The organism is Streptomyces sp. NPDC054849, from assembly GCF_053610945.1.
The window spans coordinates 21,730-47,505 of sequence record NZ_JBSGZI010000020.1 but is presented as its reverse complement, the minus strand read 5'-3'; the positions used below and the strand labels follow the sequence as shown (position 1 = coordinate 47,505).

At 71.4% G+C, this 25,776-nt stretch carries 17 protein-coding genes and 1 pseudogene; 8 read left to right on the top strand and 10 right to left on the bottom strand.

Annotated elements, in window-relative coordinates:
• Positions 1-55: 55 nt before the first annotated feature.
• Together ACWGIF_RS12050 and ACWGIF_RS12045 are read left to right on the top strand one after the other, a co-directional pair.
• The gene (locus tag ACWGIF_RS12050; protein WP_453494869.1) at positions 56-1,228 is read left to right on the top strand and encodes a hypothetical protein; all 1,173 of its coding nucleotides are present in this window, start codon (positions 56-58) and stop codon (positions 1,226-1,228) included.
• 641 nt (positions 1,229-1,869) lie between these two features.
• On the top strand, positions 1,870-3,300 hold the full coding sequence (locus ACWGIF_RS12045) for an amino acid permease (protein WP_453494866.1): 1,431 nt from the start codon (positions 1,870-1,872) through the stop codon (positions 3,298-3,300).
• A gap of 417 nt (positions 3,301-3,717) precedes the next feature.
• Here the strand turns inward: ACWGIF_RS12045 and ACWGIF_RS12040 are convergent, their stop codons facing one another.
• From ACWGIF_RS12040 to ACWGIF_RS12005, 8 genes and pseudogenes are all read right to left on the bottom strand, one after another.
• Positions 3,718-6,666: a condensation domain-containing protein gene (locus tag ACWGIF_RS12040; RefSeq protein ID WP_453494863.1), complete on the bottom strand. Its 2,949-nt coding sequence runs from the start codon at positions 6,664-6,666 to the stop codon at positions 3,718-3,720.
• Positions 6,656-8,527, bottom strand: coding sequence for a non-ribosomal peptide synthetase (locus tag ACWGIF_RS12035; RefSeq protein ID WP_453494860.1), 1,872 nt, complete (start codon positions 8,525-8,527; stop codon positions 6,656-6,658). Before ACWGIF_RS12035 ends, ACWGIF_RS12040 begins: the two co-directional genes overlap by 11 nt.
• Position 8,528: 1 nt before the next feature.
• Complete coding sequence (locus ACWGIF_RS12030) at positions 8,529-10,454, bottom strand: non-ribosomal peptide synthetase (RefSeq protein WP_453494857.1); 1,926 nt, start codon at positions 10,452-10,454, stop codon at positions 8,529-8,531.
• The gene (locus ACWGIF_RS12025) at positions 10,454-13,654 is read right to left on the bottom strand and encodes a non-ribosomal peptide synthetase (protein ID WP_453494854.1); all 3,201 of its coding nucleotides are present in this window, start codon (positions 13,652-13,654) and stop codon (positions 10,454-10,456) included. Before ACWGIF_RS12025 ends, ACWGIF_RS12030 begins: the two co-directional genes overlap by 1 nt.
• A gap of 406 nt (positions 13,655-14,060) precedes the next feature.
• Positions 14,061-15,341 carry a condensation domain-containing protein gene (locus ACWGIF_RS12020; protein ID WP_453494851.1) on the bottom strand — a complete coding sequence of 427 codons (1,281 nt, stop codon included), beginning with the start codon at positions 15,339-15,341 and terminating at the stop codon, positions 14,061-14,063.
• A gap of 69 nt (positions 15,342-15,410) precedes the next feature.
• Positions 15,411-16,763 (bottom strand): MFS transporter, encoded by a 1,353-nt coding sequence (locus ACWGIF_RS12015; protein WP_453494848.1) that lies wholly within the window; start codon positions 16,761-16,763, stop codon positions 15,411-15,413.
• 986 nt (positions 16,764-17,749) lie between these two features.
• Positions 17,750-17,968: pseudogene (locus tag ACWGIF_RS12010) on the bottom strand (IS5/IS1182 family transposase); the annotation flags it as partial.
• A 124-nt stretch (positions 17,969-18,092) separates the two neighbouring features.
• The gene (locus tag ACWGIF_RS12005; protein ID WP_453494845.1) at positions 18,093-19,133 is read right to left on the bottom strand and encodes a vWA domain-containing protein; all 1,041 of its coding nucleotides are present in this window, start codon (positions 19,131-19,133) and stop codon (positions 18,093-18,095) included.
• Between the two features lie 221 nt (positions 19,134-19,354).
• Between ACWGIF_RS12005 and ACWGIF_RS12000 the strand changes: the two genes are divergently transcribed.
• The gene (locus ACWGIF_RS12000) at positions 19,355-19,528 is read left to right on the top strand and encodes a hypothetical protein (RefSeq protein WP_453494842.1); all 174 of its coding nucleotides are present in this window, start codon (positions 19,355-19,357) and stop codon (positions 19,526-19,528) included.
• 179 nt (positions 19,529-19,707) lie between these two features.
• Here ACWGIF_RS12000 and ACWGIF_RS11995 read toward each other — a convergent pair whose 3' ends face one another.
• Entirely contained in the window at positions 19,708-20,052 is a 345-nt protein-coding gene (locus ACWGIF_RS11995) for a hypothetical protein (protein WP_453494839.1), read from the bottom strand.
• Between the two features lie 162 nt (positions 20,053-20,214).
• Here ACWGIF_RS11995 and ACWGIF_RS11990 point away from each other — a divergent pair, with 162 nt between their 5' ends.
• The 5 genes from ACWGIF_RS11990 to ACWGIF_RS11970 all read left to right on the top strand — a co-directional run bounded on the left by ACWGIF_RS11990 (position 20,215) and on the right by ACWGIF_RS11970 (position 24,954).
• Complete coding sequence (locus ACWGIF_RS11990) at positions 20,215-20,646, top strand: NfeD family protein (RefSeq protein ID WP_453494836.1); 432 nt, start codon at positions 20,215-20,217, stop codon at positions 20,644-20,646.
• A 3-nt stretch (positions 20,647-20,649) separates the two neighbouring features.
• Complete coding sequence (locus ACWGIF_RS11985) at positions 20,650-21,735, top strand: SPFH domain-containing protein (RefSeq protein ID WP_453494833.1); 1,086 nt, start codon at positions 20,650-20,652, stop codon at positions 21,733-21,735.
• Between the two features lie 407 nt (positions 21,736-22,142).
• Positions 22,143-24,050 carry an NAD-binding protein gene (locus tag ACWGIF_RS11980; protein WP_453494994.1) on the top strand — a complete coding sequence of 636 codons (1,908 nt, stop codon included), beginning with the start codon at positions 22,143-22,145 and terminating at the stop codon, positions 24,048-24,050.
• Positions 24,051-24,289: 239 nt separating this feature from the next.
• The gene (locus tag ACWGIF_RS11975; RefSeq protein ID WP_453494830.1) at positions 24,290-24,568 is read left to right on the top strand and encodes a hypothetical protein; all 279 of its coding nucleotides are present in this window, start codon (positions 24,290-24,292) and stop codon (positions 24,566-24,568) included.
• A complete protein-coding gene (locus ACWGIF_RS11970) occupies positions 24,565-24,954 on the top strand; it encodes a hypothetical protein (protein ID WP_453494827.1) in 390 nt (129 codons plus the stop codon). The genes ACWGIF_RS11975 and ACWGIF_RS11970 overlap by 4 nt, the downstream gene beginning before the upstream one ends.
• A 213-nt stretch (positions 24,955-25,167) precedes the next feature.
• Here ACWGIF_RS11970 and ACWGIF_RS11965 read toward each other — a convergent pair whose 3' ends face one another.
• Positions 25,168-25,611 carry a hypothetical protein gene (locus tag ACWGIF_RS11965; RefSeq protein WP_453494824.1) on the bottom strand — a complete coding sequence of 148 codons (444 nt, stop codon included), beginning with the start codon at positions 25,609-25,611 and terminating at the stop codon, positions 25,168-25,170.
• Between the last annotated feature and the right edge of the window lie 165 nt (positions 25,612-25,776).

Below are 25,776 nucleotides of genomic sequence, written 5' to 3'. Positions count from 1 at the left end.
ACGCACGTCGGCGTTGGCAGTAGCTGTGTCGGTGGTGCCGAATAGTCTGCGGGGCGTGGCTACCCTCAAGAAACCAACACCTCCCAGACGCATCGTCCCAGGGGATGTCGTCGCAGGGTTCTCCGAGTATCTCGGCGAGTGGACAGCGGCGCAGATCACCAATCTGGACCCGGACCACCAGCTCGCGGGCGTCCTGCACCTCGACTGGTCCGGCCCAGAGCCGATGTCGGTCGCGGAGCTCGGCGAAGTCGTGCCTCTTTCGCGCACGCGGGGTTCTTTCACGGGGCAGCTGGCGCATTGCCACTACGAGTGGGTGCTCCCTCGGAGCTACAAGGTCATCGGGACACTGCCGCTCCTGCACGAGGGGCCGTCGAACAGCTACGCGTTCGGGTGGGGCAGGGGGCTCGATCTAGCCCTGGAGCGGCGGCGGCAGCAGGGCGACGAGTCGAAGTGGTCTGATCCGTGGGCGAAGAACGTCACCGGCGCCGAATTGCACGACCCTCTTGCCGGGCCCGCAGATCCTGACGAGGAGACGCGTCGGCTGACGGTTCGGGCTGTGGAATCGCTGGACTGTGCGCGGCTCGTCGAGCGGTATCCGGCGCTGACCGGCCTTACGCTCGTCGGGCCGGTGACCTTGACGTCGGCATCGAGCCTCAATGAGTTGACTTCGCTGAAGCACCTCATGCTCTCCGGCGTCTTCGGGATGGTCGAGGCGGACTGCCTCTTGCCGCGGCGTGTTCCGGCACTGGAGTCGTTGGAACTGGTCAGTGTCCCCGCGGAGTATGCGACGGCGATGAAGAGGCTCTGGCGGCCCGAGGAGCCTCAGGGCGTCTACCTCAGGGTTGCCAAGCCTCGGAAGCCCGAGTGGCTCGCCGAGAACCTGAACAATCCGCTCCGGGACTGGGACGGCCGCGAGCAGATCAGTGCCGCGATCTACAAGAAGGCGTTGGCGCAGTACAAAGCGACGCGGCGCGCGGTGCTGGCTGTGCTGGCGTCGGGGCATTCGGTAGACGTCCTGACACCCAGGCTTGTCCAGCTCGGAGAACAGTTCGGCGAAGCTTTCAACGAGCTCGACGAGCGCGCCGGCTTCATCGAGTCCGTTGAGCGCGAAGAGCTCTACGACGCACTCGACGCCATCGTCACCGAGGCCGGCGCCGGGTCGGGAGCCGACCTGGCCTGGGTCGGCAAGGGCTTGACCGAGGGCTGCGAATCCGTCCGAGACTGGTAGGGCTTTGCGCGACGACTCAGGGCCGCTGCGACTCAGGTCGAAGCGATGGGCTGCACCGGTAGACCTCGACTCGCTTGACGCGCCGAGCGGACAGCATGACCTGTAGGGTCTCGCGGCTCGTGTCACGTGCCGCTGCTGCGACCTGTGGTTTTCAACCTGTCTCACGCCGTGTCCGGGTTTGATCCGTCTCATGTCGGTGTCGGATCCCAGAGCTGGGCTCGTCACGGTCCTCCATGCCAGGGAACTCCACCGTCACCCTATTGATCACCTACTGCTGGCGAAACCCGTCAGCAGACGCTGTTCCAGCATCGGGGCGCCCGGTCGTTCCGCTGAGCGGCACGGGCGGGAAGCCCGCCGAACTGCCCGTCCTCACCTCGTTCGGTCATGGCCGAAGCGCCCTCGCCGTGCGCGTCGCTCGTACCCGGATTCCCCGGCGGCGGCTCACAGGACGGGGAAATCGCGACCGGGTTGCTGCGCAACGTCCTGGCACACATGAGGGTCCGAACCGGGCCGTGGGGGTGGTTTCGTCCCGCTCCCGCACCGTAGACCCCGATGACACCGCATGTCGTCTTTCGCCACCGTCTGGCCTGGGTCATTATGAGCCGCCATCAGCCGATCCGCAGTACCCGAAGAGGTGACTCATGGCAGGGCTCCGGATGGGACAGGGCGTACTGCGCCGCAAGCCCATCGAACAGATCGAAGAAGGCGCTGCGAGCGAGCGGCTCGTCAGAACACTCGGCTTGTGGCAGCTGACCGCCATTGGTGTCGGCGGCATCATCGGTGCCGGGATCTTCGCCCTCGCCGGCGCGGTCGCCAACGGCACGGCGGGGCCCGCGGTGCTCATCTCGTTCCTCATCGCCGGCGTGGCGAGCGCGGCCGCGGCCTTCTCGTACGCCGAGTTCGCGGGCCTCATTCCGAAAGCGGGTTCGGCCTACACCTACGGCTATGCCGTTCTCGGAGAGCTGGCGGGCTGGTTCATCGGCTGGGACCTGCTGCTGGAGTACACGGCGATCGTGGCGGTGGTCGCCATCGGGATCTCAGGCTACTTCGGCTTCCTCCTGGGGGCTCTGGGGGTGGATCTGCCCGCGTGGATGCTGGGCGCGCCGGGCACCGGTGAGGGGCACCAGGTCGATCTCTTCGCGATGATCCTGTGCTTGTTCACCGCGTATCTGCTCACCCTCGGGATCAAGAACGCAGCCCGGTTCGAGACGGTCGTCGTGGTGCTGAAGGTCCTGGTCGTCCTGCTGGTGATCGTGGTCGGCTTCTTCCACATCGACACCTCCAACTACGATCCGTTCTTTCCGTACGGCATCGGCGGGGCGTTCACGGGCGCGGCGACCGTCTTCTTCGCGGTGTTCGGGTACGACGCCATGTCGACGGCGGCCGAGGAGTCCAAGGACGCGCAGAGCCACATGCCGAAGGCGATCATCTATTCGCTGGCGATCTCGATGGTGCTGTACGTGCTGGCCTGTCTGGTACTGACGGGTATGCAGAACTACACGGAGATCGACCCGGAGAGCGGCTTCTCCACGGCCTTCGAGTCGGTCGGGCTGCCCGGGCTCGCAAACGTCATCGCGGTCGGCGCGATCATCGGCATCCTCACCGTGATGTTCACGTTCATGCTGGGTGTGACCCGGGTGTGGTTCTCGATGAGCCGCGACGGGCTATTGCCGCGCTGGTTCGCGAAGACGCACCCGACGCGGCATGTGCCGGTGCGGGTGACGTGGATCGTCGGGGTGGGCTCCGCGCTGATCGCCGGGTTCCTGCCGATCGGCGAGGCCGCGGAGCTGACGAACATCGGCATTCTCCTGGCGTTCGTCGTGGTGTGTATCGCTGTGATCGTGCTGCGTTACCGGCAGCCGGACCTGCCGCGGAAGTTCCGCTGCCCCGGGGTGCCGTTCGTGCCGGGGATCGGTGTCGTGTTCTCGCTCTGGCTGACTACCTTCCTCGCGTGGCAGACCTGGTTCCGGTTCGCGGTGTGGCTCCTGATCGGCCTGGTGATCTACTTCGGGTACTCGTACCGGAACTCGAACCTGGCCAAGGAGAGCAGGGACGAACCCAAGCAGGTGTGACATGACGGTCGCGCCGCGGGCGTGGCGCGGCCGAAGACCGGGCGGATCCCGATCGAGCCCGGTCGCCTCACACGCCGGTGTCCGCGATGCTGCGGCATGCGCGGTTCGAGTCCCGAGGCGAACAGGCGGACAGGAACGACGGCTCCGGGTTCGGTGACCATCTCGAGGAACGTTCTGCCGTTCCGCGCCTTTGGCCGAGGAACGGAGCCGGCAGGACGAAGCGGCCCGGCCTTGGCGAGCCCGAGCTCGAATGGTATGAGCAGCAGCTGCGCGACGAGGAGGAGGCCGCGCACTGGCGCAGGGTCGGGCCGCCGGTTCCCTCCCCGTGCCAGGTCGCCGGATCCTCTGGGCAGGGCGGTGCTGCGGCCGCGCCTGCGCCCGGAGTGCGTCGGGGCTGCTCCGGGGCGCAGGCGGTTGTCAGGCGTGGGCCGGTGTCGTGGCGGTGATCATCTCTGCCAGGACGGTGCGACGGTCCTCGCGCGGCCGGGGACGCAGGGGGCGGGCCAGGCGTGTGCTGTCGTAGTGCCAGCGGTGGTCGAGGTCCTGCGGTACCGCGTCGGTCTCGCGGAGGTCCGCTCGGGTGCCGAGCAGTTCCGTGAGGTCGTGGGCGAGGTCGTGCCAGGAGACGTGGCCGCTGCACGCGTTGGCGACTCCGTGCACGGGCCGGTCCAGGCATTCGGCCACCGCGCGGGCCAGGGCCGCCGCGTGCACCCAGGCGGTTCCGTACCAGGCGTGCCCGCCGGTACCGGGGCGGGGCAGTTCGATAGGCCGGCCCTGCTCGGCGGCCTGGTAGAGCGTGCCGAGTGCGCCCCAGCGCAGCTGTTCGCGGAGCCGGTCGTGGGCGCCCCAGACGATCGGTGACCGTACGGAGCTGGCGCCGCCGCGCCCTTCGGTCCCGGCTGCGCGCAGCAGGAAGGCCTCGCAGTCGAGTTTGGCCTTTCCGTACGGGCTGACGGGCTCGCGGGGCGCCGACTCCTCGGCGACCCGGGCCGTCGCGGGATGCCCGTAGGCGTCGACGCTGCTGACGAAGACGAAGGGGCCGCGCCGCCACGCGTCGACCATCGTCTCCATCGCCGCCAGGTCCACGTCGTGCCGGGTGAAGGTGCAGGCGGCGTGGACGACCGCGTCCGCCTGCGTGACGGCCTCCCGCAGCCCGGCCAGGTCGGTGAGGTCGCCCTCGATCACGTCGACGCCGGCGGTGGCGATCAGGTGGGCGGACTCGGGCCGGGCCAGCGCCAGCACGGGGCGTCCCCGCGCGGCGAGTTCACGCACCACGAACGCGCCGACGCCGCCCGTCGCGCCGGTGACCAGCACGGTGCCGGGGCGGACGTCCCGGGAGCGAGGGGCGGGCCGGCTCGCGGCTTTCGCGGCGCTCTGCCGTGCCGCCCGTTCGTCGAGGAGCGCGGTCAGCGCCCGCGGGGTGCGGGCCTGGAGTACGTCGAGGCCCGTGAGGGGCAGTCCGAGGTCCGTGCGCAGCCGTTCGGCGAGCTGTACGGCCTTGAGGGAGTGACCGCCGAGGGCGAAGAAGTCCTCGTCCGGCGAAGGGCGGAGGCCGAGCACTGCGGCGAACCCTTCCGTGACCGCCTGGGCCCGTGCGCCGGACGGGGCGTCGGGCGTCGAGGGCCGCCCGGGCAGCCGGGCGTGGTCCGCCGGCCCGGCGGCCGTGCGCGGCAGAGCGTCGAGCAGGGTGACCGCCGCGGGTACGGCCTCCGGTGCCAGCGTGCGGCGCAGCAGACCGAGGAGTTCGTGGCCGGACGGGCCGGCGCTGTCCTTCAGGACGGCGTAGGCCACGGCCGGCCCCTGCTCGGGCTGGACCACCGTGGCGTCGGCGACCATCGGGTGGGCGCAGAGGGCCTCCGCGGCCGGGTGACGGTCACGGGCCGGGGGACTCTGGCCCGGGGAGGTGTCGTTCGGCCCGGCCGGAGGCAGCGTGCCCAGGGCGAGTTCCGGGTCGGCGGCCACCGCGTGGAGCAGGGCCGCGTAGTCCCGTACGGCCGCCTCCGCCGCGGTGTCGTCCAGGGCGTGGGCGTCGTACTGCACAAGGGCCCGGGGCCGTGCCGGGTCGCCCAGGTCCAAGGCGTAGGAGAGGCTGAACTTCGTGCCGTCGGAGGGGAGGTCGACGTACTCGGCCGACGTACCCGGCAGCCGCAGCACCGTCGGCTCGCCGAGGACGTCGGAGGTGACGCGGACCAGTGCGGTGCCGTCGGCGCCGCGCGCCCCGGCGCCGAGGCGTTCCAGGACGAGGTCGAAGGGGATGTGCCGGTGCTGCTGGGCTTCGAGGAGCGCGTCACCCACGCGGCGCAGCAGCCGGGTGAAGGACGGGGCGCCGGAGAGGTCCACCCGTACGGGCAGGGTGTTGACGCAGAGGCCGACCAGGCCGCGCATGGCCGTTCCGCTGCGGTGGGTGCCCGCCACGCCGATGACGAGGTCGTCGTCGCCGGTGAGGCGGTGCAGTGCGGCGAAGGCCGCGGTGAGCGACACCGTGAAGAGCGTGGCCTGCCGCTGTGCGCCCAGTGTCCGCAGGGCGTCGGGCACGGTGGGTGTGAGGGGCACGGTGCGTACGGCCGCCGGGCGCCCGGCGGTGTGCGGCGCGGGCGCCGCCGGCCGGGGCAGGCGCGGAGGTTCGGCGTCGGCCAGCAGCTCGCTCCAGCGCTCCAGTTCCTCCTCGAGGCCGGACAGGCCGTCGTGCTCGCGGCGCGCGTGGTCGGCGTACTGCGGCGCTGCGGTGAGGGTGTGCCGGGGCGTGTCGCCGGTGGCCGCCGTGTAGAGGTCGGCGAGTTCGGCGGCCAAGGTCTCCAACGAGGCGCCGTCCACGGCGATGTGGTGGAAGGTCAGCAGCAGGGTGTGATCCGTCGGTCCGTGGCGCAGGACGAGCGCCCGTACGGCGTCGCCGGCCGCGAGGTCGAACGGCCGGGCCGTCTCGCGCCGCAGCAGCTCCCGGGCCTGCGCCTCGTCGGTGTCGACGACGCGCACGGGGACCGTCCGCGGGGTCGGGAGCACCTCCTGGCAGGGCTCGCCGTCGTGCTCGGTGTAGCGGGTGCGCAGGATGGCGTGCCGGGCCACCAGGGAGGTGAGGGCGGTGGCGAACGCGGCGACGTCGAACGGGCCGCGCACCCGTGTGGCGAACGGTACGTGGTACGAGTCGCCCGTGCCTCCGAGCCGCTCCATCAGCCACATACGGCGCTGCGCGCGGGAGAGGGGAACGCACTCGGACTGCGGTGCGCGGTCTTCCCGGCCGGTGCTCGCGCCGGTGGCGGGTTCGGCGGTCGTCGTGGCACGGGCGGTACCGGCGCGGGCCCGGCGCAGCAGTTCCTGCTGGAGTTGCTGTCGGCGGTCGAGGGACGCGGAGTCGGCGTCAGTGGACATCGCTGTGCTCCTGGGTGTCGGGGTGGAGGTCCGCGTGGGCGGCCAGGAGGGCGCTTTCGACCAGCGCGGCCTGTGCGGCGACGGTCGGCGCGGCGAAGAAGTCGGCGAGGGAGATCTCCACGCCGAGTTCCTCGCGCAGGTCCTCGGTGACGACGAGGGCGAGGAGCGAATGGCCGCCGATGAGGAGGAACTCGGCGTCGGCGTGCGTCACCTCGGTGCCCAGGGCCCGGCTCCACACCTCGGCGACGGCCTGCTCCAGCGGTGTCATGCGCTGCACCGGCTCGCCGGTGGGCCGGCTTTCGGCGGCGTGTGCGCGAGCGGTGAGCGCGCGCCGGTCGACCTTGCCGGCCGGGGTGAGGGGAAGCCGGTCCAGCACGGTGACCACGTCGGGGACGAGGTGGGCGGGCAGGACCGCGGTGAGCCGTTCGCGCAGCGCCGTGCCGGGAGGTACGGGGCCGGGCGCGGCGACGACGAACGCGACGAGGCGCGCTTCGGGGGTGCCGGCGCCGTCGACGGTGACGGCGGCGTCGTCCACGTCCGGCTGCTCGCGCAGGGCGTGCTCGACCTCGGCGGGTTCGATGCGGAAGCCGCGGACCTTCACCTGGTCGTCGTTGCGGCCGTGGAACTGCAGGATGCCGTCGGGGCGGAGGGAGACGATGTCGCCCGTGCGGTAGAGCCGCCGACCGGCGGCGGGGTGTTCGACGAACCGTTCGGCGGTGAGTTCGGGCAGGCCCGTGTAGCCATGGGCGAGCCTGCTGCCGCCGATCCACAGCTCGCCCCGGTCCCCGTCGGCCACGGGGTGGCCGTCGGCGTCCAGGACGTGCGCTGTGGCCCCGCAGATGGGCCTGCCGATGGGGATCGGCCCCGCGCAGTCCTGCTCGGTGACCCGGTGGGCGGTGGCGAAGGTGGTCGTCTCGGTCGGCCCGTAACCGTTGACGAGTTCCAGCCAGGGGAAGGCGTTGAGGACCTCGCGGGCCTGGGCGGCGGCCAGCGCCTCGCCGCCCACGACGACCGAGCGGAGCTGGGCGAAGACGCGGGAGCGGCGCGCGGCGAGCTGGTGGAAGAGGGCCGTGGTGAAGAACGCCACCGTCACGCCGTGCCGCTCGACGTGCCGGGCGAGGTCCTCCAGGGTGGGCCGCTGCTCGGTGCAGACGACGACCGCGGCGCCGTTGGCGAGCGCGGCCCAGACTTCGAACGTCGAGGCGTCGAAGGTCATGGGCGAGTGGAACAGGACGCGGTCGCGGCCGGTGAGGGTGACGTAGTCGGGTGCCGTGACCAGCTCGGCGATGGCACGGTGCGGCACCAGGACGCCCTTGGGGCGGCCTGTCGAGCCGGAGGTGAACATGATGAACGCCGGGCTGTCCGGGTCGGACTCGTCGGCCGGCAGGCCGTGCGTGAGCGGCTCCTCGGGCAGGGCGAGGACGGGGCCGGGGAGTGCGGCAGCATCCAGCAGTTTCGCGTCGCCGACGGTGAGCGTCACTTCCGCGTCGGCGATCATCGCCTCGGTACGCGGCCGGGGCTGGGCGGGGTCGAGCGGTACGCACACGGCTCCGGCCAGCCACAGGCCGAGCTGGGCCACGACCGTGCGGGACGAACGGGCCGTCAGCAGCGCCACCCGGTCGCCGCGGGTCACGTCGTGCCGGCGCAGTCGTGCCGCGAGGGCGTGGCCGGCCTGGAGGAGGCCGCCGTAGGTGAGGGTGGTGTCGCCGTCCACGACGGCGAGGGCGTCGGGGGTGCGTGCGGCGTGCCGCGCGACGAGTGCGGGCAGGGCGGTGCCCTTCGCCGGATCGGTGGGCTGCGGACCGGCGGGCTGCGGACCGGCGGGCTGCGGCTCGGCAGGCTTCGGGATGGTGAGTGTCATGTCAGGCTCCTGCCGGCTGCGGGGTCCGGCGCTGGTCGAGGAGGGCGGCGAAGGCGCGCAGGTCGGTGCTGCGCAGCAGCTCGGGAGCGCGCAGGCGTATTCCCGTCTCGCGTTCGACGGTTGCCAGCAGCCGTGCGGCGATGATGGAGGTGCCGCCGGCGTCGGTGAAGTTGTCGCCGAGGCCGGTGCCGGGGCGGCCCAGGAGGTCGCGTACGGTCGCCAGCACGAGCCGTTCGGTGGCGGTGGCGGTGGCGGTGGCGGTGGCCCCGGTGTCGGCGTGCTCGTCCTCGGTGGTGGTCCCGGGCGCCACGGGCGCCGGGACGGCGGCCGCCAGGGCGGGCCGGTCCACCTTGCCGTTGGCGTCGAGCGGGAAGCCGTCGACGATCCGTACGGTGCCGGGGACGGCCTGCTCGGGGAGCCAGGCACGGACCGCGTCGAGGAGCTCCCCGGTGACCGGTTCGGCGCCGTCGGCGAGCCGAAGGTGTGCGACGAGACGGCCGTGGCCGGAGCTGTCGCGCAGCACGGTGACGACGGCGCTGCGTACCCGCGGGTCGTGTTCGAAGGCGGCTTCCACCTCGGCGGGTTCGATGCGCACGCCGCTGATCTTCACCTGGTCGTCGAGGCGTCCGAGGAAGTCCAGGCTGCCGTCGGCGTTCATCCGTACCCGGTCGCCGGTGCGGTAGAGGCGGTCGACCGAGGCCAGCTCCGGCTCCTGCGGGGGTGCGGTGAACCGGCGCGCGGTGAGTTCGGGGTCGAGGTAGCCGAGGGCCAGGCAGTGGCCGCCGACGCGCAGTTCACCGTCCTGCCCGCGGGGGACGGGGCGGCCGTCGTCGTCCGTGACGACGAGGGTGACGCCCGGCAGCGCGGTGCCGATGGGCGGAGGGGCCTGCTCGCCGGCGCCCGGGTCGGTGTTGCGCATGGTGTGGGTGGTGGTGACGACGGTGGCTTCCGCGGGGCCGTAGGCGTTGTGGACCGTGGCGGTGACATCGGTGCCGGGTCGGCGGCGCATGCGGTCGCCGCCGACGACGAGGTGGCGGAGCTTCAGGTCCTGCGGCCAGGGCCGGTCCAGGAGCGGTTCGACGGTCGGGGTGGCCGCGACGACGTGCGTGAGGGCGCGCTCACGCCACCAGTCGGTGAGTACGTGCGAGTCCCAGCGGGTGTCGTCCGGCGCCGGGACGAGGGCGGCTCCCGAGGTCAGGGCGGCCCACAGTTCCAGCAGGTGCGGGTCGAACGCGACGCCGATCAGCAGGGACTGGCGGTCACCCGGTGCGAGACCGGTCTCGGCCCGGTACCAGTCGAGGGCGACGGAGAGGGAGGTCTCGGCAACGGCGACCGCCTTGGGGCGGCCGGTGGAACCGGAGGTCAGGACGGCGTACAGGGCGTTCTCGGGAGCGCGCCGGGTGCCGCGGGCGCACTGGGTGAAGGCCGCGACGACGGCGGCGGGGGCGTTGACACCGGCGGTGGGCAGCGGCAGCGGGAGGTGCTCCCCGCCGCGGTGCCCCTCGGGCAGGACCCCGGGGTCGCCGATGAGGCAGGCGACGTCGAGGTCCTCGGTGACGGCCTGGGTACGGCGTTCGCCGGGGCGGGGGCCGAGCGGCAGGTAGACGGCGCCGATCCGGGCGAGCGCCACGGCGGTCACCACCAGGGCAGCCGAGCGGTCGAGGCAGACGCCCACCAGGTCGCCGGGCCGGACGCGGTCGCCCAGGGCGGCGGCGACCCGCTCGGCCGCCTCGTCGAGGTCCTGGTACGTCCAGATGCGGGCGCTGTCGATCACGGCCGGGGCCTGCGGGGCGAGCCGGGCCCAGTCATCGAAGCGGTCGAGTACGCCGGTCGGTTCGGCGCGGGGCCCGTGGGCGACGCTCGGCACAGTGCCGACGTCGAGGGGCGTGGCGAGGAGTGCGGCAGCGGCGGTCGGGGACTGGGTCATCACGACTCCGTGGAAAGGGCGGTGGCGGAGAGGGCCTCGGCCTGGTCGGCGAGGACGGGGTTGCGGAAGAGCACCCGCAGCGGCGGGCGCGCGCCCAGCCGGGGCTCCAGCCAGGCGGCCAGCTCGGCGGCCAGCAGGGAATGGCCCCCACTGTGGAAGAAGTGGGAACGGGCGTTTATCCGGCTGTGGCCGAGGACCTTGCTCCAGCCCTCCGTGAGCAGCGCCGTCATCGGGTCGTCGGACGCGGCGGTGGCCGCGGGCGAGCCCTCCGAGCCGGCTCCGGCCTCAGCCTCGGACTCGGCGGTGTCACCCGCATCACCCGCGTCGCCGGTGTCGCCGGTGTCGCCGGTGTCCAGCTCCGCCGCCCGGCGGGACAGCGCCGTACGGTCGGGCTTGCCGCCGGGGAGGGTCGGCATGCTTTCGAGCGGGGCCCAGCGGGCGGGCACGAGGGGGCCGGGCAGGCGGCGGCCCAGCTCGGCGTGGAGCGCCTTCTCGTCGAAGTCCTCGCCGTCGGGCCCGTCTTCGAGGAAGCCGACGAGCCTCGGGCCGCCGGGGCCTTGCCGGTCCAGTACGACGGCGCAGGACCGGCCGCCCAGCACCGCGGACGCCGCGGCCTCGATCTCCTCCAGTTCGATGCGGTGACCGCGCAGTTTGATCTGATTGTCGCGCCGCCCGAGGAAGTACAGCAGGCCGTCCAGACCGCGGTAGCCGAGGTCGCCGGTGAGGTAGACGCGCTGCCCGTCGAGCGCGTCGACGGTGACGAACCGGGCCGCGGTCACCTCCTCGTTGCCCGCGTAGCCCTCGGCGAGGCCGGGTCCGGCGACGGCGAGTTCGCCGACCGCGCCGGTCTGCAGCGGGCGGTGGTGGGCGTCGAGTACGTGGATCCGCTCGCCCGGGAGTTCGGTGCCCAGGGGGATCTCGGCGCCCTCGACGAGGGCGTCGCGGGAGATCTCGTGGACGGTCGAGGTGATGGCCGCCTCCGTGACGCCGTAAGCGTTGAGGACGGTGGCGTCGGTGTCGGCGAGGATGCCGCGCAGTGCCTCCACGGGAAGGCGCTCGCCGCCGAGGACCAGGAGCCGGGGCGTCCAGCGCTCGTCACGCAGGGCGGGACGCAAATCCTCGCGGGTGGCGAGGAAGTAGCTGGTGGGCAGGTTGGCGACGGTGACCCGGGCCGCGGCGAGCAGTTCGGTGAGCTCGGCGCCGGTGGGCACCTCGTGCTGGGGCAGCACCAGGCAGGCGCCTGCGTACAGGGTGGGCAGCACTTCCTCCAGCGCCACGTCGAAGGACGGCTGGGCGAACATCAGGACCCGGTCCGAGGTGATGAGGCCGAACCGGTCGGCGGCCGCCGTCATGTGGTGCACCAGGGCGGCGGGGCCGACAGCGACCGGCTTGGGGGTGCCGGTGGAGCCGGAGGTGTGGATGACGTACGCGGTGCCGGGAAGTACGGCGCCGTCGCGCGCCGGGGGCAGTACCGGGGCGTCGATCCGGGCGGTCGGCAGTGCGTCCGGCAGGGTCGGGGCGCCGTCGCCGGTGAGGACGAGCGCCGGCGCGAGCCGTTCCAGCAGCAGGCCGAGCCGGGCCGGCGGATCGGACGGGGACAGCGGGCAGTAGACGGCGCCGGTGCGCAGGCAGGCGAGCAGGGCGACGACGGATTCGGTCCCGCGGGGCAGGACCACGGCCACCGGCCGGCCGGGGGTGACACCGGCGGCCTTCAGGCGCTCGGCGAGCGAGGCCACGCGGGCGTCGAGTTCGCCGTAGGTCAGACGGCGGGCGCCGCACAGCAGGGCCGGCAGCGACGGGTGGTGTGCGGCCACGGGATCCAGTGGATCGCGGCCGGCCGGGACGGGTACGGGCTCGGCGGCCGGCTCCGTGGCGGCCGGATCGAGATCGGCCAGCGGGGTCTCGGGGCTGTGGAGGTAGGCGCGCAGCAGGTCCAGGAAGCGGCCGGAGAGCAACCGGGCGACGTCCTCGCCGAAGAGGTCCGCGTCGTAGTCCCAGACGAGGGTCATGCCGGGCGCGCCGTGGCGCGGGGTGACGCCGCGCCGGTCGTCCGGGAGCAGGACCACGTCGAGGTCGAAGCGGGTGGTGCCGGTGTTGAAGCCCTCGAAGAGGGTGATGTCGAGGCCGGGTACGTCGATCTCGGGCAGGGGCGCGTCGTGGGCGCTGAACATGACGGAGAACAGCGGGTTGTCGGCGCCGGAGGTGTGCATGCCGAGGGCTCGGGTCAGTTCCTGGACCGGTACGTCCTGGTGCGGCAGGGCCCGGATGAGGGTGTCGGTGACCTCGTCCATGGTGTCCTGGGCGGGGACGGCGGCGTCCAGGGTGAGCGGCAGCGGGATGGTGTTGACGAACATGCCCACGGCGTCCTCGTAGCCGAGGGGTCGGTTGCCGACGGCGGTGCCGATGACCATGCGGGAGCGGCCGCTGTGTCGGCGCAGGAGTTCCGCGAACAGCCCGAGGAGCGTGGAGAAGGGGGTGAGGCCGCGGGTACGGGCGTGTCCGCGCAGGCGTTCGGCGAGATCGGCGCCGATGGTCTGGCGCAGCTGGCCGCCGTGGTGCCTGCGGCGGGCGCCGGGGCGCGTCACGCCGGGCAGCGGCAGGTCGTGCGGCTGGTCGCGCAGTTCGGCCCGCCAGAAGTCGAGCGATTCGGGGGCGTAGGCGGCCTGGGCCCGTTCCTGCACGTGGTCCGCGTACGAGGAGGCGGCCGGGAGCTCCAGGGTCTCGCCGAGGACGTGGGCGCGGTAGACGCGGAAGACGTCGTCGAGCAGGATCGCGAAGGAGTGACCGTCGTGGATGAGGTGGTGCTCGACGTGGATCAGCCGGTGGTGGCGCTCGGCCAGCCGTACGAGCGTCCAGCGGATCAGCGGTGCCTCGAAGGTGTCGAGCGGTGTCTCGGCCTCGGTGCGCAGGAGGCGGGCGAACGCCGCCTCGGGGTCGTCCGTCGTGCTGAGGTCGACGGTGTGCAGCCTCGGCGAGCAGTGCTCCGCGACCCGCTGCTGCGGTACGCAACCGGTGGGGGCGACGAGTTCGAGCCGCAGGCCGGCATGGCGTGCCAGGGTGGCGGCGAGTCCGCGGCGCAGGGCCTCGGGGTCGAGGGTGCCCCACAGGTCCAGTGAGGCGGTGAAGTTGTAGGCGCGGCTGCCGGGCTGCATCTGCTCGTGCAGCCAGACGATCTCCTGCGAGGAGGAGAGGGGAAGCATGGGCGATCCCTGAGGTTGTCGGGTCGGTTTCCGGTGCCGGTCACGGTCGTGTCCGGCGGTCGTACGGGCGGCTTCGCGGGTCGCGCGGTGCCGTTCGGACGTGCGGGGATGCTGTGGGGGGAAGCGCGGGGCGCGGCGCGGCGGCGTGGGGGCGCGCGCAGGGGGGCGCGGGGCCGGGCGAGGGCCGGTGTCCGGTTGCCGCGTCCGGCGGGGCGCCCGGCGGGGCGGGGTGTGGGCCCCCTGGACGGTGCCTTGCCGATCAGGCCGGATGAGGGAGCGGCGGCCGGTGTCGTGGGGCCTCCCCAGGCCCGCGGAGCCGAGGGGAAGGATCGCAAGGCGACCGAGGACAGCGTGGCGCAAGGCGGTGCCATCGGCGCTCCTTTGCGGCCACGAGCTGGGGCGTGTCTCAGGGGCGCAGGGCGTCGGTGAGCGCGTCGAACGCCCGGTTCGCGGTCTCGTCGTCGACCACCGCCCGGTCCCACACCATCCGCAGGCGGATCTCCGCTCCCTGGGTGACGGACACGGCGAAGGGACCGCGGAGGGGTCTGCCGTCGACGTGGACCTCCCGTCCTTCGACGCCGGCCAGGGTGAGGGGCGGGCGGCGGCTGTCGTCGTCCACGGTGAGGAGTCCGTCGAGGCCTCCGGTCCAGCCCGAGCCGGTGGACCGTACGGCGGTCACGACCGCGTCGAACGGTACGTCGGCCCGGTCGAGGTCGTCCCACCACGCGTCGGCGGTGGCCTGCGAGCCGGGTCCGCGGCCGGTGTCGGCCGGGAAGACGAGGGTGTTGAGGAAGCAGCCGATGACCGGCTCCGCGCCCGCGGGACGGCCGCCCCACGGGTAGCCGAGCGGGACCGTGCGGTCCGGGCCGTACATCTCACGGGCCGCGGAACGGCAGGCGTCGAGCAGTCCGGGGAAGGAGACTCCGCCGTCGTGTGCGGGCAGCAGGGCGTGCGCGGCGCCGCTGGGCGGTGCGCCCTCAGGCGCTCGTACGGGGCGGGGTGCCGGGGCGTGGGTGTCCAGCATGCGCAGCCGGTCCGCCCAGTACGCGGCCGCGGCGGGCGTCTCCGCTCGTTCCTCGGCGGCGAGTTGCCGCAGGACGGCGTCCTCATAGGTGGCGAGTTCGGCTGCCGTCTCCCCCGCCGCGGCGCCGGGTTCGGTGGCCTCCTCGCCGTAGGCGGCGCCGAGTTCGTCGACGATCCGCGCCAGCGAACGGCCGTCGCAGACGGCGTGGTCCAGGGCGACGGCGAGGACGTCCTCCTCGCGCTCCTCGTCGCGTACGAGGAAGAGCCGCAAGGGGGGACCCTGCGGATCCCATGACGCGAGTGCGCGGCGGAGCGCGTCGGCTGCCGGCTCGCCGGGGGCGACGGTCGGCCGGGTCACGGTGACGTCCGCGTCGTCGGGAGCGGCGACGCGCAGTACGGGGGTGCCCCGGACGACGGCGGGCCGCGAGCGCAGGGCGGTGTGCCGTGCGGCGAGCCTGTGGGCCGCTGTCCGCAGGCGGTGGGGGTCGATGGTTCCGGATGGGAACGCGAAGAACATGGGCACCACGTCGGGGCGTCCCGTCGGGTCCAGCGAACGCACCAGCATGAAGCGGCGCTGTGCTCCGGTGACAGGCAGCAGGGCGTCGGGCCGGTCGGCGGTGAGACGCCGGTAGCGGGTCAGGTACTGACTCGTGATGCTGAGCACGGGGTCCTCTTCGTCGTGGCCGCGGTCGCGGCCGCGCGGGTCGGTGTGGTCGGTGGTGGCGGGCGGTGATCAGCCGGTGGGCGCGGGGGCAGGCCGTTCGTCCTCGTCGGCGTGGGATGCGGCGTCCTGCGGTGTCCTGTCGGCGCTGCCCTCGTCCTGCGGACCGGGGAGGTCGCGCATCCGGCGCAGCGGGGAGAGCAGCAGCGGCAGTGGTACGGCGAGGATGCCGACGGCGCACCAGGCGAGGGCCGTACGCGATCCGTAGGCCTGGGCGAGGGCTCCGCCGATGAGCGCGCCGAGCGGCAGGGTGCCCCACATCAGGAAGCGCAGGGTGGCGTTCATCCGGCCCAGCAGGCGTGGCGGGCACATCCCTTGGCGGAAGCTGACCTGGGCGACGTTGTAGACGACGGCGCCGAAGGAGACGACCGCGGACCCGGTGGCGAAGAGAGCCGCCCCGGCGAGACCGTGCGTGGACAGGGGCCACAGCAGTGCGAAGGGGCCGGTCACCAGGAGGGACAGGAGGATGACCCGGGCCTGTCCCAGCCGTGCGGCGAGGCGGCCGGCGCACAGGGCGCCGAGGAGCCCGCCCACGGCCGACGCGGACAGTACCAGCCCGAGCCCGCCGGCCTGCAGTCCGACGATGCGGACGAGGTGCACGGTCTGCGTGGCCATGAGGACGGCCGTGCAGAGGTTGGCAAGGCCGGTGGTGAGGGCGATGACGCGGAGCAGGGGGTGGCCGAAGACGAAGCGGACGCCCTCGCTGATCTCCTTGCGCAACGAGGCCCCGGGCGCGGGGGGTTCGGGTGCTTCCTCGGTCCGCTCGATCCGCTGGAGGAACAGGGCGGAGAGGAGGTAGCCGACGGCGTCGAGGATGACGGCGAACTGCGCTCCGACGAGTTGGACGAGTCCGCCGCCGATACCGGGGCCGGTGACGTGGGCGGTGGAACGGACCGTCTCCAGTGCGCCGTTGCCTGCGACGAGTTGGTCGCGGGGCAGGATCTGGGGCAGGTAGCTCTGGTGGGCGACGTCGAAGAACACGGTCGCCACGCCGGTCACGAGCGCGACGGCGTAGAGCTGGGCCATGGTCAGGACGTCGGCGAGCGCGGCGGCGGGGATGCTCGCCATGGCCACGGCTCGCACCAGGTCCGCCCGGATCATCAGGGGCCGTTTGCGCATGCGGTCGGTGAGGGCCCCGGCGGGCAGCCCGACGAGCAGGAAGGCGGCGGTCTCCGCTGCGGTCAGGAGGCCCACCTGGAAGGCGGGGGCGTCGAGTTCGAGGACGGCTACGAGGGGCAGTGCCACCAGCGTCACCTGGGCACCGAACTGTCCGGTGGCGGCTCCCGCGAGCAGCAGTCGGAAGTCACGCAAGCGCATGGGGCGGCCGCCGGTGCCACCAGTGGCGGCGCGGTTTGTGTCGGACATGTGAATGACATTCACCGATTAATCGCGCAACAGTCAAAGGAAACCTGTCAGTTTCGGACTTGTTTTGCGGCGCAGGGGACACGAGTCGGGAAATCTTTCGTGCTACTCGGGGTACCACCACGTAAATTTCGGCGAGGCGAACAGGCGGCGCGGGGCGCGTGGGGCAAGGGGGGTCAGGGAGGCGTGAGGGGGGCGTGAGGGGGCCGAGCGGCGACTCTTACCGTAAGTAACCGATTCCATCCTGGCCGAAAAGACTCATCCGTGATCATGCCCCTGCGGAGGCCGGCATTCCGTCCGCTATGAACGCGCTTGCGGCCCGGGCACGTCTCCCCACCCCATGGGCAGGACTGGGCCCGACGGCCTGGGCCGAGCCCGCGTACACCGCGGGCGAGCCGGGTCCGGCGGGCCGGCTGATCCGCGCACCCCGACCGGAGCGACGACCCGTCGCCCCGCAGGCCGGCAGCGCCCGTCGCTCGGTACCGCCCGCGCTCGTCGACGACCATCGCGCTCGCCGCGGTCCCCGAACGCGTCAGCCGGATCTTCCGCATCGTCGGCTTGGAGCAGGCTTTCCCGACCCGTCCCAGCGCCCAAGCTGCCGAGGACTCCTGGCATCCCGCCTCCGGCTGACCGAAGCCGCCGCCGATCCGCGGATGCTGTGGCGGCTCGTGAATAGTGCTGGGCATGAGCGCAGATGAGAAGCTTCGGCGAGCGGCGACTCAGGTCGTGGACCTCGTCCTCACAGAGGACTGCGCACACCTGGACGCCCTACCGGATGCCGTGGAGGTCGAGATGGTCACGCCTCTGTTGGCGGTCGGCCGGACCCTAGCCGAGGGAACGTCCGACGAACTGACGCAGGCAGTGGGGTTGTTCCTGTCCTCCCCTCTCCCCGTGGCACGCGAGAGATGCCAGGAGACCTCGCCGAGGCGGCATCTACGTCAAGACCGTGCGCAGCCCCGGCAGGAGTTCCCGCCAACGCGTGGGCGACCACTTGACAATCGGGCGTCCGCCGCAGGCCGCACGCCCCCAGGACCATGTCCGGGGTGCTCCTGGGCCGACCGATCGGCCGCCCGTAACTGGGTCATGACCTCGGGGAACGCGGGTGCGTCGCCTGCCTGGCCTGGCGTGAGTACGAAGGCGAGCGGCCGGCAGCGGCTGTCCGCGGCGAGGTGGATCTTTGTGGTCGGTCCGCCGCGGGACCGTCCGAGGGCATGGTCGTCCGGCTCGCCGGCCGGGGCCCCTTTTGACGGGCCCCGGCGGCGTGCTGAGGGTCGGCGGGAGCCGCACGCGCACGGACCCCCCGCCGGCCGGCTCGGCGGGGGTCCCGAGGCGTCAGACCATGAGCAGAAGCCGCGTCTGCAGCGCGAGCTTCCGGTTCACGCTGGTGCTCTGTACGAAGATGGTGAACTCGTCGTTGTGGTCCGGCTTGACGCGGACTTCCGTGTCCGGCAGGCCGAGCAGGGCTCGGGCCTCCGGTCCCGTGTAGACCTGATCCGTCTTCTTCTCCAGTACCGCGATCTGCTTCCGCGCCTGAATCTTTTCCGACTTGCTCAGCTGATAATAGGCGCAACCGGTGCGGTAAGTGTGTCCGCTTTCAACAACCCAGTCCCGGATGGCTGCTTCCCGGGCCACGGGAATCAAGTGGTAAAGCGACGGATCGACCGGGGTGAGACCGGCCGCCGCAATGGATTTCTTGTTGACCGCCTCCGCCCCAATGGAGAACACCGCCCGCGATCCACGAATTCCCTTGCTGCGGCCCACCATGAAGTTCTCGGTGGCCTTCAGGATGGCTTGTCCGGCTTCCTCCAGACCCTGAGTGCTCGTGGCATCCCAGACGGCGATGTTGTCCTTCGGGAAACCGCACTGCATGGCCTCGCGCTTGCCCATCTGGTCCGGCACGAGGACGGCCAGCGTCCAGTTGTCCTCTTGCGTCTCGATCATCGTAGCCACGGCCTGCACCAGTTCGCGAGAGTTCCGGGCAGGCGCGTCCGGGCAGCGGTGACTTGCGTTCTCCTGCCCGTCGGTCAGCACGAATGTGAGGAAGCTGTGGTCGCCGTAGAGCTGTGCCGTCTGCGCCAGTTCCCGCTGCGATTTCAAAGTGGCGGCCAGCAGGGCGGTCATTCCACCGGCCCGGTACATCTGCTTGAGGGACGGCATGCGCAGCACGTCCTTGTCGTAGATGACGCACTCCACCTTGTTCGAGAAGACGTACACCGTGACACGGGTTTCCTGGTCCAGTTCCTGCGACCGGCGCGCCAGGTAGGCGATCTGCTGATCGGCGACCTCGACGACCTTTCCGCTCAGGTGTGACATGGACGAACTTGCATCCAGTACAAGAGCAACGTGATTGATGTAGTTCTGGTTTCCGGACATTGCCGCCCCCGTTGTTCCGACTGACTCGATGCTCCGATCCTCTCAGCCACCACTGACAATCGGAGGGCGACGAATCGTGGGGGTGGGCATTTCGCTGGGCGGCGGACCGCCCCCAACTCCTCCGGCTGTTCCTCGGGCAGGGGCAGGGAAGGGGCACAGTCAGGGTCGTGGGAACTGGGCCTTGTCGAGCAGGACCTCAGTGGCGTGCCGCGCTTGCGCAGGTGGGAGACCGTGCGGACGCCGTCGGCGGGTGCCTCGCCGACGGGGAAACCGTTTTCGCCGAGCATGAGCGCCCCGGTGTCGTCGCCCGGCGGCTCTACGACGTCCGCGGGTGTGGCAAGCACCTGGGTGGCCGCGGTCGCCGTCGCGTCGCCGACGAGGTCTGGCCCGCCTGAACGTCGTCGGACTCGGCTCCCGAAGCCGTCGTAGGCGGTGCTGCCGTCCGCCCGGCGCGCTTCGCTTCCAGAAGAGGGATTGAGGCCTCAGGTCTGCGACCGTGGGCTTGACGCTTCGCCGCGGGTCAGGTGGAAAAGGACCTTGGAATACACCGTGGTCGCCGCAGCGGTAACGGTCGCTACGGCTGCCAACGCGAGGACGCCAACAGCGTGGGCCACTGGCGCATCCCGTCGCCGCGGCAGACGCGGTCGTGTGGGGACGGTTCGACCAACGGGCCCCGGCACACACTGCGGCTCCCCTGATAGGACGAAACGTCGGGGCCGTAGTCGGCCGACATCAGGAAGGCGAACCATCCCCAGATCACCATGGCCATGAGCGCCCACGCTACCGACCACTTCGCGATGCGGCGTGCGTCCTGGCTCATCTTCCCGGCGCTCCGGTGCGGCATCTGGTCGGAATCGGGCACTTCCAAAGCCGTCTCCGGCTTCCATCTTCCCCAAAACCTTCGACGAACGATCTTCATCACGTCACACGATGCCCGCACACCGGGTCGGCGTCCCCGAAATCCGCGCCGGACAGGAAGTCCGCCATGGGCTCAACTCTGACCCGGGAGAATGAATGTGTAAAATATTACAAAAGTAATAAGAAGGGGCATTCGCCATACCGTCTGCAGGAGGCGTAAGCGATGGATCCCTGGCTGATCTGGCTGATCACCGCCGCGCTCCTGGGTGCGGCGGAGATCTTCACCCTCACTGCCGCACTCGGGTTGCTCGGCGGCGCCGCGCTGATCACCGCCGGCTTCGCGGCGATCGGACTTCCCCTCCCGTGGCAACTCCTCGTGTTCACCCTCGTGGCGACGGCCGGTGTGGTGTTCGTACGCCCGCTTGCCCTGCGCCACCTGTCCCCACCACAGAGCGACCGCTTCGGCGTGGACGCCCTGGTCGGCGAAGCAGCGCATGTCACAGCCGAAGTCACGGGACTGGGCGGAAGGGTCCGCATCGGCGGCGAGGAATGGTCGGCCCGCGCCTACGACGAGACGTTGGTGATCCCTGCCGGTACGACCGTCGACGTCATCGAGATCAAGGGCACCACTGCGCTCGTCTACCCCCGGGAGTGAACCATGGAGATCTCGGCGTTCGTCATCGCCGGTCTGCTGATCGCGGTCATCGCGGTATTCACCGTGGTCCGCGCGGTGCGGATCGTCCCGCAGGCCCGCGCCCGCAACGTCGAACGGCTCGGCCGCTACCACCGCACACTGAAGCCCGGGCTCAATGTCGTCATCCCCTACATAGACCGCGTCTACCCGGTGATCGACCTGCGCGAGCAGGTCGTCTCGTTCAAACCCCAGCCAGTCATCACAGAAGACAACCTGGTCGTCGAGATCGACACCGTCCTCTACTTTCAGGTCACCGATCCGCGCGCGGCCGCCTACGAGATCGCCAACTTCCTGCAGGCGGTGGAACAGCTGACCGTCACCACGCTGCGCAACGTCGTGGGATCCATGGACCTTGAGAAGACTTTGACCTCACGGGACACCATCAACAACCAGCTTCGCGGCGTACTCGACGACGCCACCGGCAAGTGGGGGCTGAGGGTCAACCGAGTGGAGATCAAAGCCATCGACCCGCCGCAGTCCATCAAGGACGCGATGGAGAAGCAGATGCGGGCCGAGCGGGACAAGCGGGCCGTCATTCTCGGGGCGGAGGGGCAGCGCCAGTCCCAGATCCTGACCGCGGAAGGCGAGAAGCAGGCCGCGGTACTGCGCGCGGAAGGCAACCGGACCGCCGACATCCTCAAGGCCGAGGGCCAGGCGCGAGCGATCGACGAGGTCTTCCAGGCCGTCCACCGCAACGACCCCGACCCCAAACTGCTCGCCTACCAGTACCTCCAGACGCTCCCCCAGCTCGCGCAGAGCCCGGGAAACACGTTCTGGGTGATCCCCGGCGAGGTTACGTCCGCTCTCCAGGGCGTCTCCCGCGCCTTCAGCGAAGTCCTCCCCCAGTCCGCCGCCACCCGCCGGACGTCATCGGACGACTTGGCCATCCAGGCCGCGAACGACGCGGCGGAGGCGGCAGAAGCCGCTGCCGAGGCCCTCGCCGACGCAGCGGAAGCCGACGGCGCCGCCACCGGCGCGCTGCCGATCTCCCCCGAGACGGCGGAACGTCACCATCAGCTGAAGACGCCACCCGCCGGTCCGCCGGACTGACGGCCCTCAATGCCGGTCTCGGCACCGGTACGGGTGAAGCCGTGCAGCGGGGGGGCGTCAACGTCAGGGCAAGGCCCGCGCTTCGACAGCTTCTACGCTCGTAGGGCGATCACTGTTGCCTGTCAGGCAGTCGGCATCAAGAGCGCGTGAACGCTGCCGGAAAACGGCAATGCACGCTGCGCCGAAAGCGGGCAGGATCACGCCTTGATGGTTCGCCGCATCCGTACTGTTCCGCCTGCGGCCACGCAGCCAGGACGGCGCCGGCCTGCCTCGCCCGCCGGCCCTGGCAGCCGGGCCGAGGCGGCCAAGCGGGCCAAGACCATAAGGGGCCAGGTATGACAGCGGCAGTGCATCCTTGGGCCGTGTCAAACTCCCCTGACAGCCAACAGGCGCAGTCAGCCGAGCGGATGGTGGTCTGCGGCGACGACGGGCTGGCCCACCGACTGGCTGCGGAACTCGAAGGCGTCTACCGCGAGCACGTGACCCTCGTGACGCCGCCGAGCAGTGCCACTCAGCCCGGCATCCGTGAGGGGGAGGGCCGCGAGCCCTCACGGCGCTTCCTGAGCTGGGTACCTGCCGCCCGCAGCCGACCCACCCCGGCCCCGGACAACCACCCGGCCGCGCAGGGCATCCGGTTCTTCGATGCGACCGAACCGGACGAAGAAGTACTGATCGCGGCCGGAGTGGTGAGCGCCGCCGCCCTCGCACTCGTCTACGAGGACGACGAGACCAACGTACGAGCCGCACTGGTGGCGCGTCGACTCAACCCCAGGCTGCGACTGGTGATCCGGCTGTACAACCGCAAGCTGGGCCAGCATCTGGAACAACTGCTGGACCAGGCGGCGATCGTCGCGGAGCCCGGTATCGACCTGCGGGAACTGGACTCGTCGACCACGGTTCTGTCGGACGCCGACACGGCTGCACCCGCTCTGGCCGCGACAGCCGTAGCGGGGACGAGCAAGGTGGTGCAGGCGGACGGACTGCTGCTGCGTGCGGTGGAACGCACCCCGCCGGGCCCGGGACAGACAGCCGATCCGGGCCTGTGCACCCTGGCGTTGCTGTCCGCCACGACGAACGACCCCGCGGGCAGCGAAGGTTCGGAAGCCAGCGGGAGCGAAGGGCCCCAGCTGCTCCCCGACGACAGCGCGGTGGAAGCAGCGACCGGCCGCGGCATCATCGCGCTGGAGACCGTCACCCACGAAGGTCCCGTGCCGGCCACGCGCCGGCTGAGCACGACGGCGGCTCCCATGGGATCGATCTTCTCCAAGCGGCTTCGCTGGTCGCTGGCCGGACTCGGGGCCGCCGTCGGCGCCCTGACCGTCGCGGCGTGGTGGGTCACCGGAGACGATCCCCTGCACGCCGCCTACATGATCCTGCTGGACATCTTCGCGATCAACGATCCCGCCGTCGACGACCAGACCGGAAGGCAGATCCTCCAGATCCTCGCCGGCCTGACCGGAATGCTGCTCCTTCCGATCCTCGTGGCGGCAGCCCTGGAGGCACTCGGCTCCTTCCGCAACGCGGGTGCGCTCCGGCGTCCGCCCCGGGGCCTGACGGGGCACGTGGTCCTCCTCGGGCTGGGCAAGATCGGGACGCGGGTCCTGGCCCGGCTGCGCGAACTGCACATCCCCGTGGTGTGCGTGGAAGCGGACCCGGACGCACGCGGAGTCGCCCTCGCCCGAGCCCTGCGCGTACCGGTCGTCCTGGGCGACGTCACCGAGGAAGGGGTCCTGGAGACCGCCCGTATCCACAAGGCCCAGGCCCTGCTCGCCCTGACCAGCTCCGACACCACCAACCTCGAAGCCGTGCTGTACTCCCGGTCCGTCAGGTCCGACGTACGCGTGGCTCTGCGCCTGTACGACGACGACTTCGCAACCGCCGTGTACCGCACCCTTCGCGCGGCGCACCCCGAGGCCCTCACGCGCAGCCGCAGCGTCACCCACCTCGCGGCGCCCGCCTTCGCCGGGGCGATGATGGGCCGGCAGATCCTGGGGGCCATACCGGTGGAGCGCCGTGTCCTGCTGTTCGCCGCGGTGGAGGTGTCCGGTCACCGCGAGCTCGAAGGGAGGACCGTCGCGGAGTCCTTCCGGCCCGGGGCCTGGCGCGTCATCGCCCTCGACACCGCGGCTCCCGAGGACCGGCGCCCGGACCTGGCGTCCACGCCCGACGGTGACGGCGACTCCTTCCCGGGCCTCGTCTGGGATCTCCACCCCGGCTACGTCTTCAAGGCTCAGGACCGGGTGGTGATCGCAGCCACCCGACGGGGTCTTGCGGAGGTCCTCGGGCGCCGGAGCAGCCCGGTGACGGGCGCATGACGGATCTGATGGCGGTGATCCTTTTCCGGCACACCACCACACCCATCCAGGCCGATCGCCTCATGGCGGACCGGCACCGGGGGCGCCTCCCGGGCGTCGACGCGCCCACGTGCTCCCCCGCCCAGGCAAGGGTGGACCGGCGGAAGGGTTCGTCAACGGGTTCAGCCGGCCGCAGCGCAGTTCGCGCGGAGCGGCGGGGAAGGCCTGACAGCCTGGTATGACATCGGTAGGGTGTCGGTATGGCGAAGAAGAAGCTCACGATCACGATCGACACCGACAAGGTGGCGGCGATCGAGCAGTACCTGCAGTCGAGCCCCACTGGCTCGGTTTCCGCTTGGATCGAAGACGCGGTGGCCGCCAAGCTCCATCAGGCCGAGCGTGCGGACCGCGCCGTTCGATGGTTCGTCGACCGCGCGCGCGAGGAAAACGCGGGCGAGTGGGAGAAGGCCCTCGCAGCCGTTGAGGCGGCCGACCGCCGGCACGGCTTCACCGGGGACCAGGAGCAGAGCGCCGCGTGAACACCGGCTATATCCTCGACCACACCGCCATCGCGGCCCTCGCCCACGGCGACCTGTACATGGCCGCGCGCGTCTTCCGATCCGTCCAGCAGGTCCAGCCCCTGTACGTGCCCGCAGTCGCCTTCGCTGAAGGGCTCACCCCCGTCGTGCAGGCGGAGGTGGCGCGAATACTGCAGGACGCCCTGTCGGCGCCGTGCTTCGTCTTCCGCTCCCTCGACGAACCCGCATGCTGGGCCGTCGCTCAGCTCGCCCGCGAACGGGCGGCCGATCTGCCCACCGCTCACGCCGCACACCTCGCTCTCGGCTCCGCGCTGCCGGTGCTGACCCGCCAGGCGGGGGCATACAAGCAGATCGACGACCGGATCATCACCGAGGAGATCGGATAGACGGCCCCCGCCGCCGGCCTTGCTCCGCGATGGGGGCAGCGTGCGGCCACCAGGGACGCGAGCCTTACACGCACGCCACGCCGGATACCTGCGAAACGACACCAACCTGCATCGGGTGAACGCCACGCTCTTCCCGCGCAGCCCAGGTCAACGCCCCACGGCCTGGTGGACACCCCCGTCGCCGGCGAAGGGGCAGCCGGCGGTACGGCCCAACTACCAGGCCGACCGCGGGTCCTGGACATGCTCCGGTGAGTGCCGAAGCTCCACTTCGCCTTGATCAGTCCGCAGAAGAACGCCGGGGTGGGGCTCCGCCCTCTTCCACTCCGGCACCGGCGTATGGAATCGCTGAGTTCCCGGGATATCCACCTCAACCAAGACCCCGTCACGGAACATCCACAAGGCGAAACAGTCGTCCTCCTCGTCATGGAGCATCACCTGCACACACTCCGGCCTGTTCCAGGGCAACGACTCCAGGTCCCGCAGTACCCCGTAGCGCCCTCGCCACCTGTGGAACTCTATGTACCAGCCCCCCACGAACCAGTCCTCTATCCGCGTGAAGCGGCCACTCCAGGTACGCGCCTCGTCGAACCGAGTCAAAGGTTCCATCACCTCATCCTCGTACTGCGCCAACACGATGACCTGCGCGTTTCTACTCATCCGCATATATCACCCCGAGCCGCGCCCCACCGCAAAACCATTTTCTCGGCGCCGAATGCACGGGCGGCGGTGGTGCATCGCGACGGCAGCCTCGCCGACGCTCCCGGCGCTGCCGACCTGCCGGCCCTGCGGGCGCTGACCAGGCCGCTCGAGCACCTGGCCACG

Coding starts and splice junctions, on each gene's coding strand:
- ACWGIF_RS12005 (WP_453494845.1), bottom strand. CDS start 19,133: ATGTCCGGAAACCAGAACTACATCAATCACGTTGCTCTTGTACTGGAT.
- ACWGIF_RS11995 (WP_453494839.1), bottom strand. CDS start 20,052: ATGAAGATCGTTCGTCGAAGGTTTTGGGGAAGATGGAAGCCGGAGACG.
- ACWGIF_RS12030 (WP_453494857.1), bottom strand. CDS start 10,454: ATGACCCAGTCCCCGACCGCCGCTGCCGCACTCCTCGCCACGCCCCTC.
- ACWGIF_RS11965 (WP_453494824.1), bottom strand. CDS start 25,611: ATGAGTAGAAACGCGCAGGTCATCGTGTTGGCGCAGTACGAGGATGAG.
- ACWGIF_RS12015 (WP_453494848.1), bottom strand. CDS start 16,763: ATGTCCGACACAAACCGCGCCGCCACTGGTGGCACCGGCGGCCGCCCC.
- ACWGIF_RS12025 (WP_453494854.1), bottom strand. CDS start 13,654: ATGCTTCCCCTCTCCTCCTCGCAGGAGATCGTCTGGCTGCACGAGCAG.
- ACWGIF_RS11980 (WP_453494994.1), top strand. CDS start 22,143: ATGGTGGTCTGCGGCGACGACGGGCTGGCCCACCGACTGGCTGCGGAA.
- ACWGIF_RS11985 (WP_453494833.1), top strand. CDS start 20,650: ATGGAGATCTCGGCGTTCGTCATCGCCGGTCTGCTGATCGCGGTCATC.
- ACWGIF_RS11990 (WP_453494836.1), top strand. CDS start 20,215: ATGGATCCCTGGCTGATCTGGCTGATCACCGCCGCGCTCCTGGGTGCG.
- ACWGIF_RS12045 (WP_453494866.1), top strand. CDS start 1,870: ATGGCAGGGCTCCGGATGGGACAGGGCGTACTGCGCCGCAAGCCCATC.
- ACWGIF_RS12035 (WP_453494860.1), bottom strand. CDS start 8,527: ATGACACTCACCATCCCGAAGCCTGCCGAGCCGCAGCCCGCCGGTCCG.
- ACWGIF_RS11975 (WP_453494830.1), top strand. CDS start 24,290: ATGGCGAAGAAGAAGCTCACGATCACGATCGACACCGACAAGGTGGCG.
- ACWGIF_RS12040 (WP_453494863.1), bottom strand. CDS start 6,666: ATGTCCACTGACGCCGACTCCGCGTCCCTCGACCGCCGACAGCAACTC.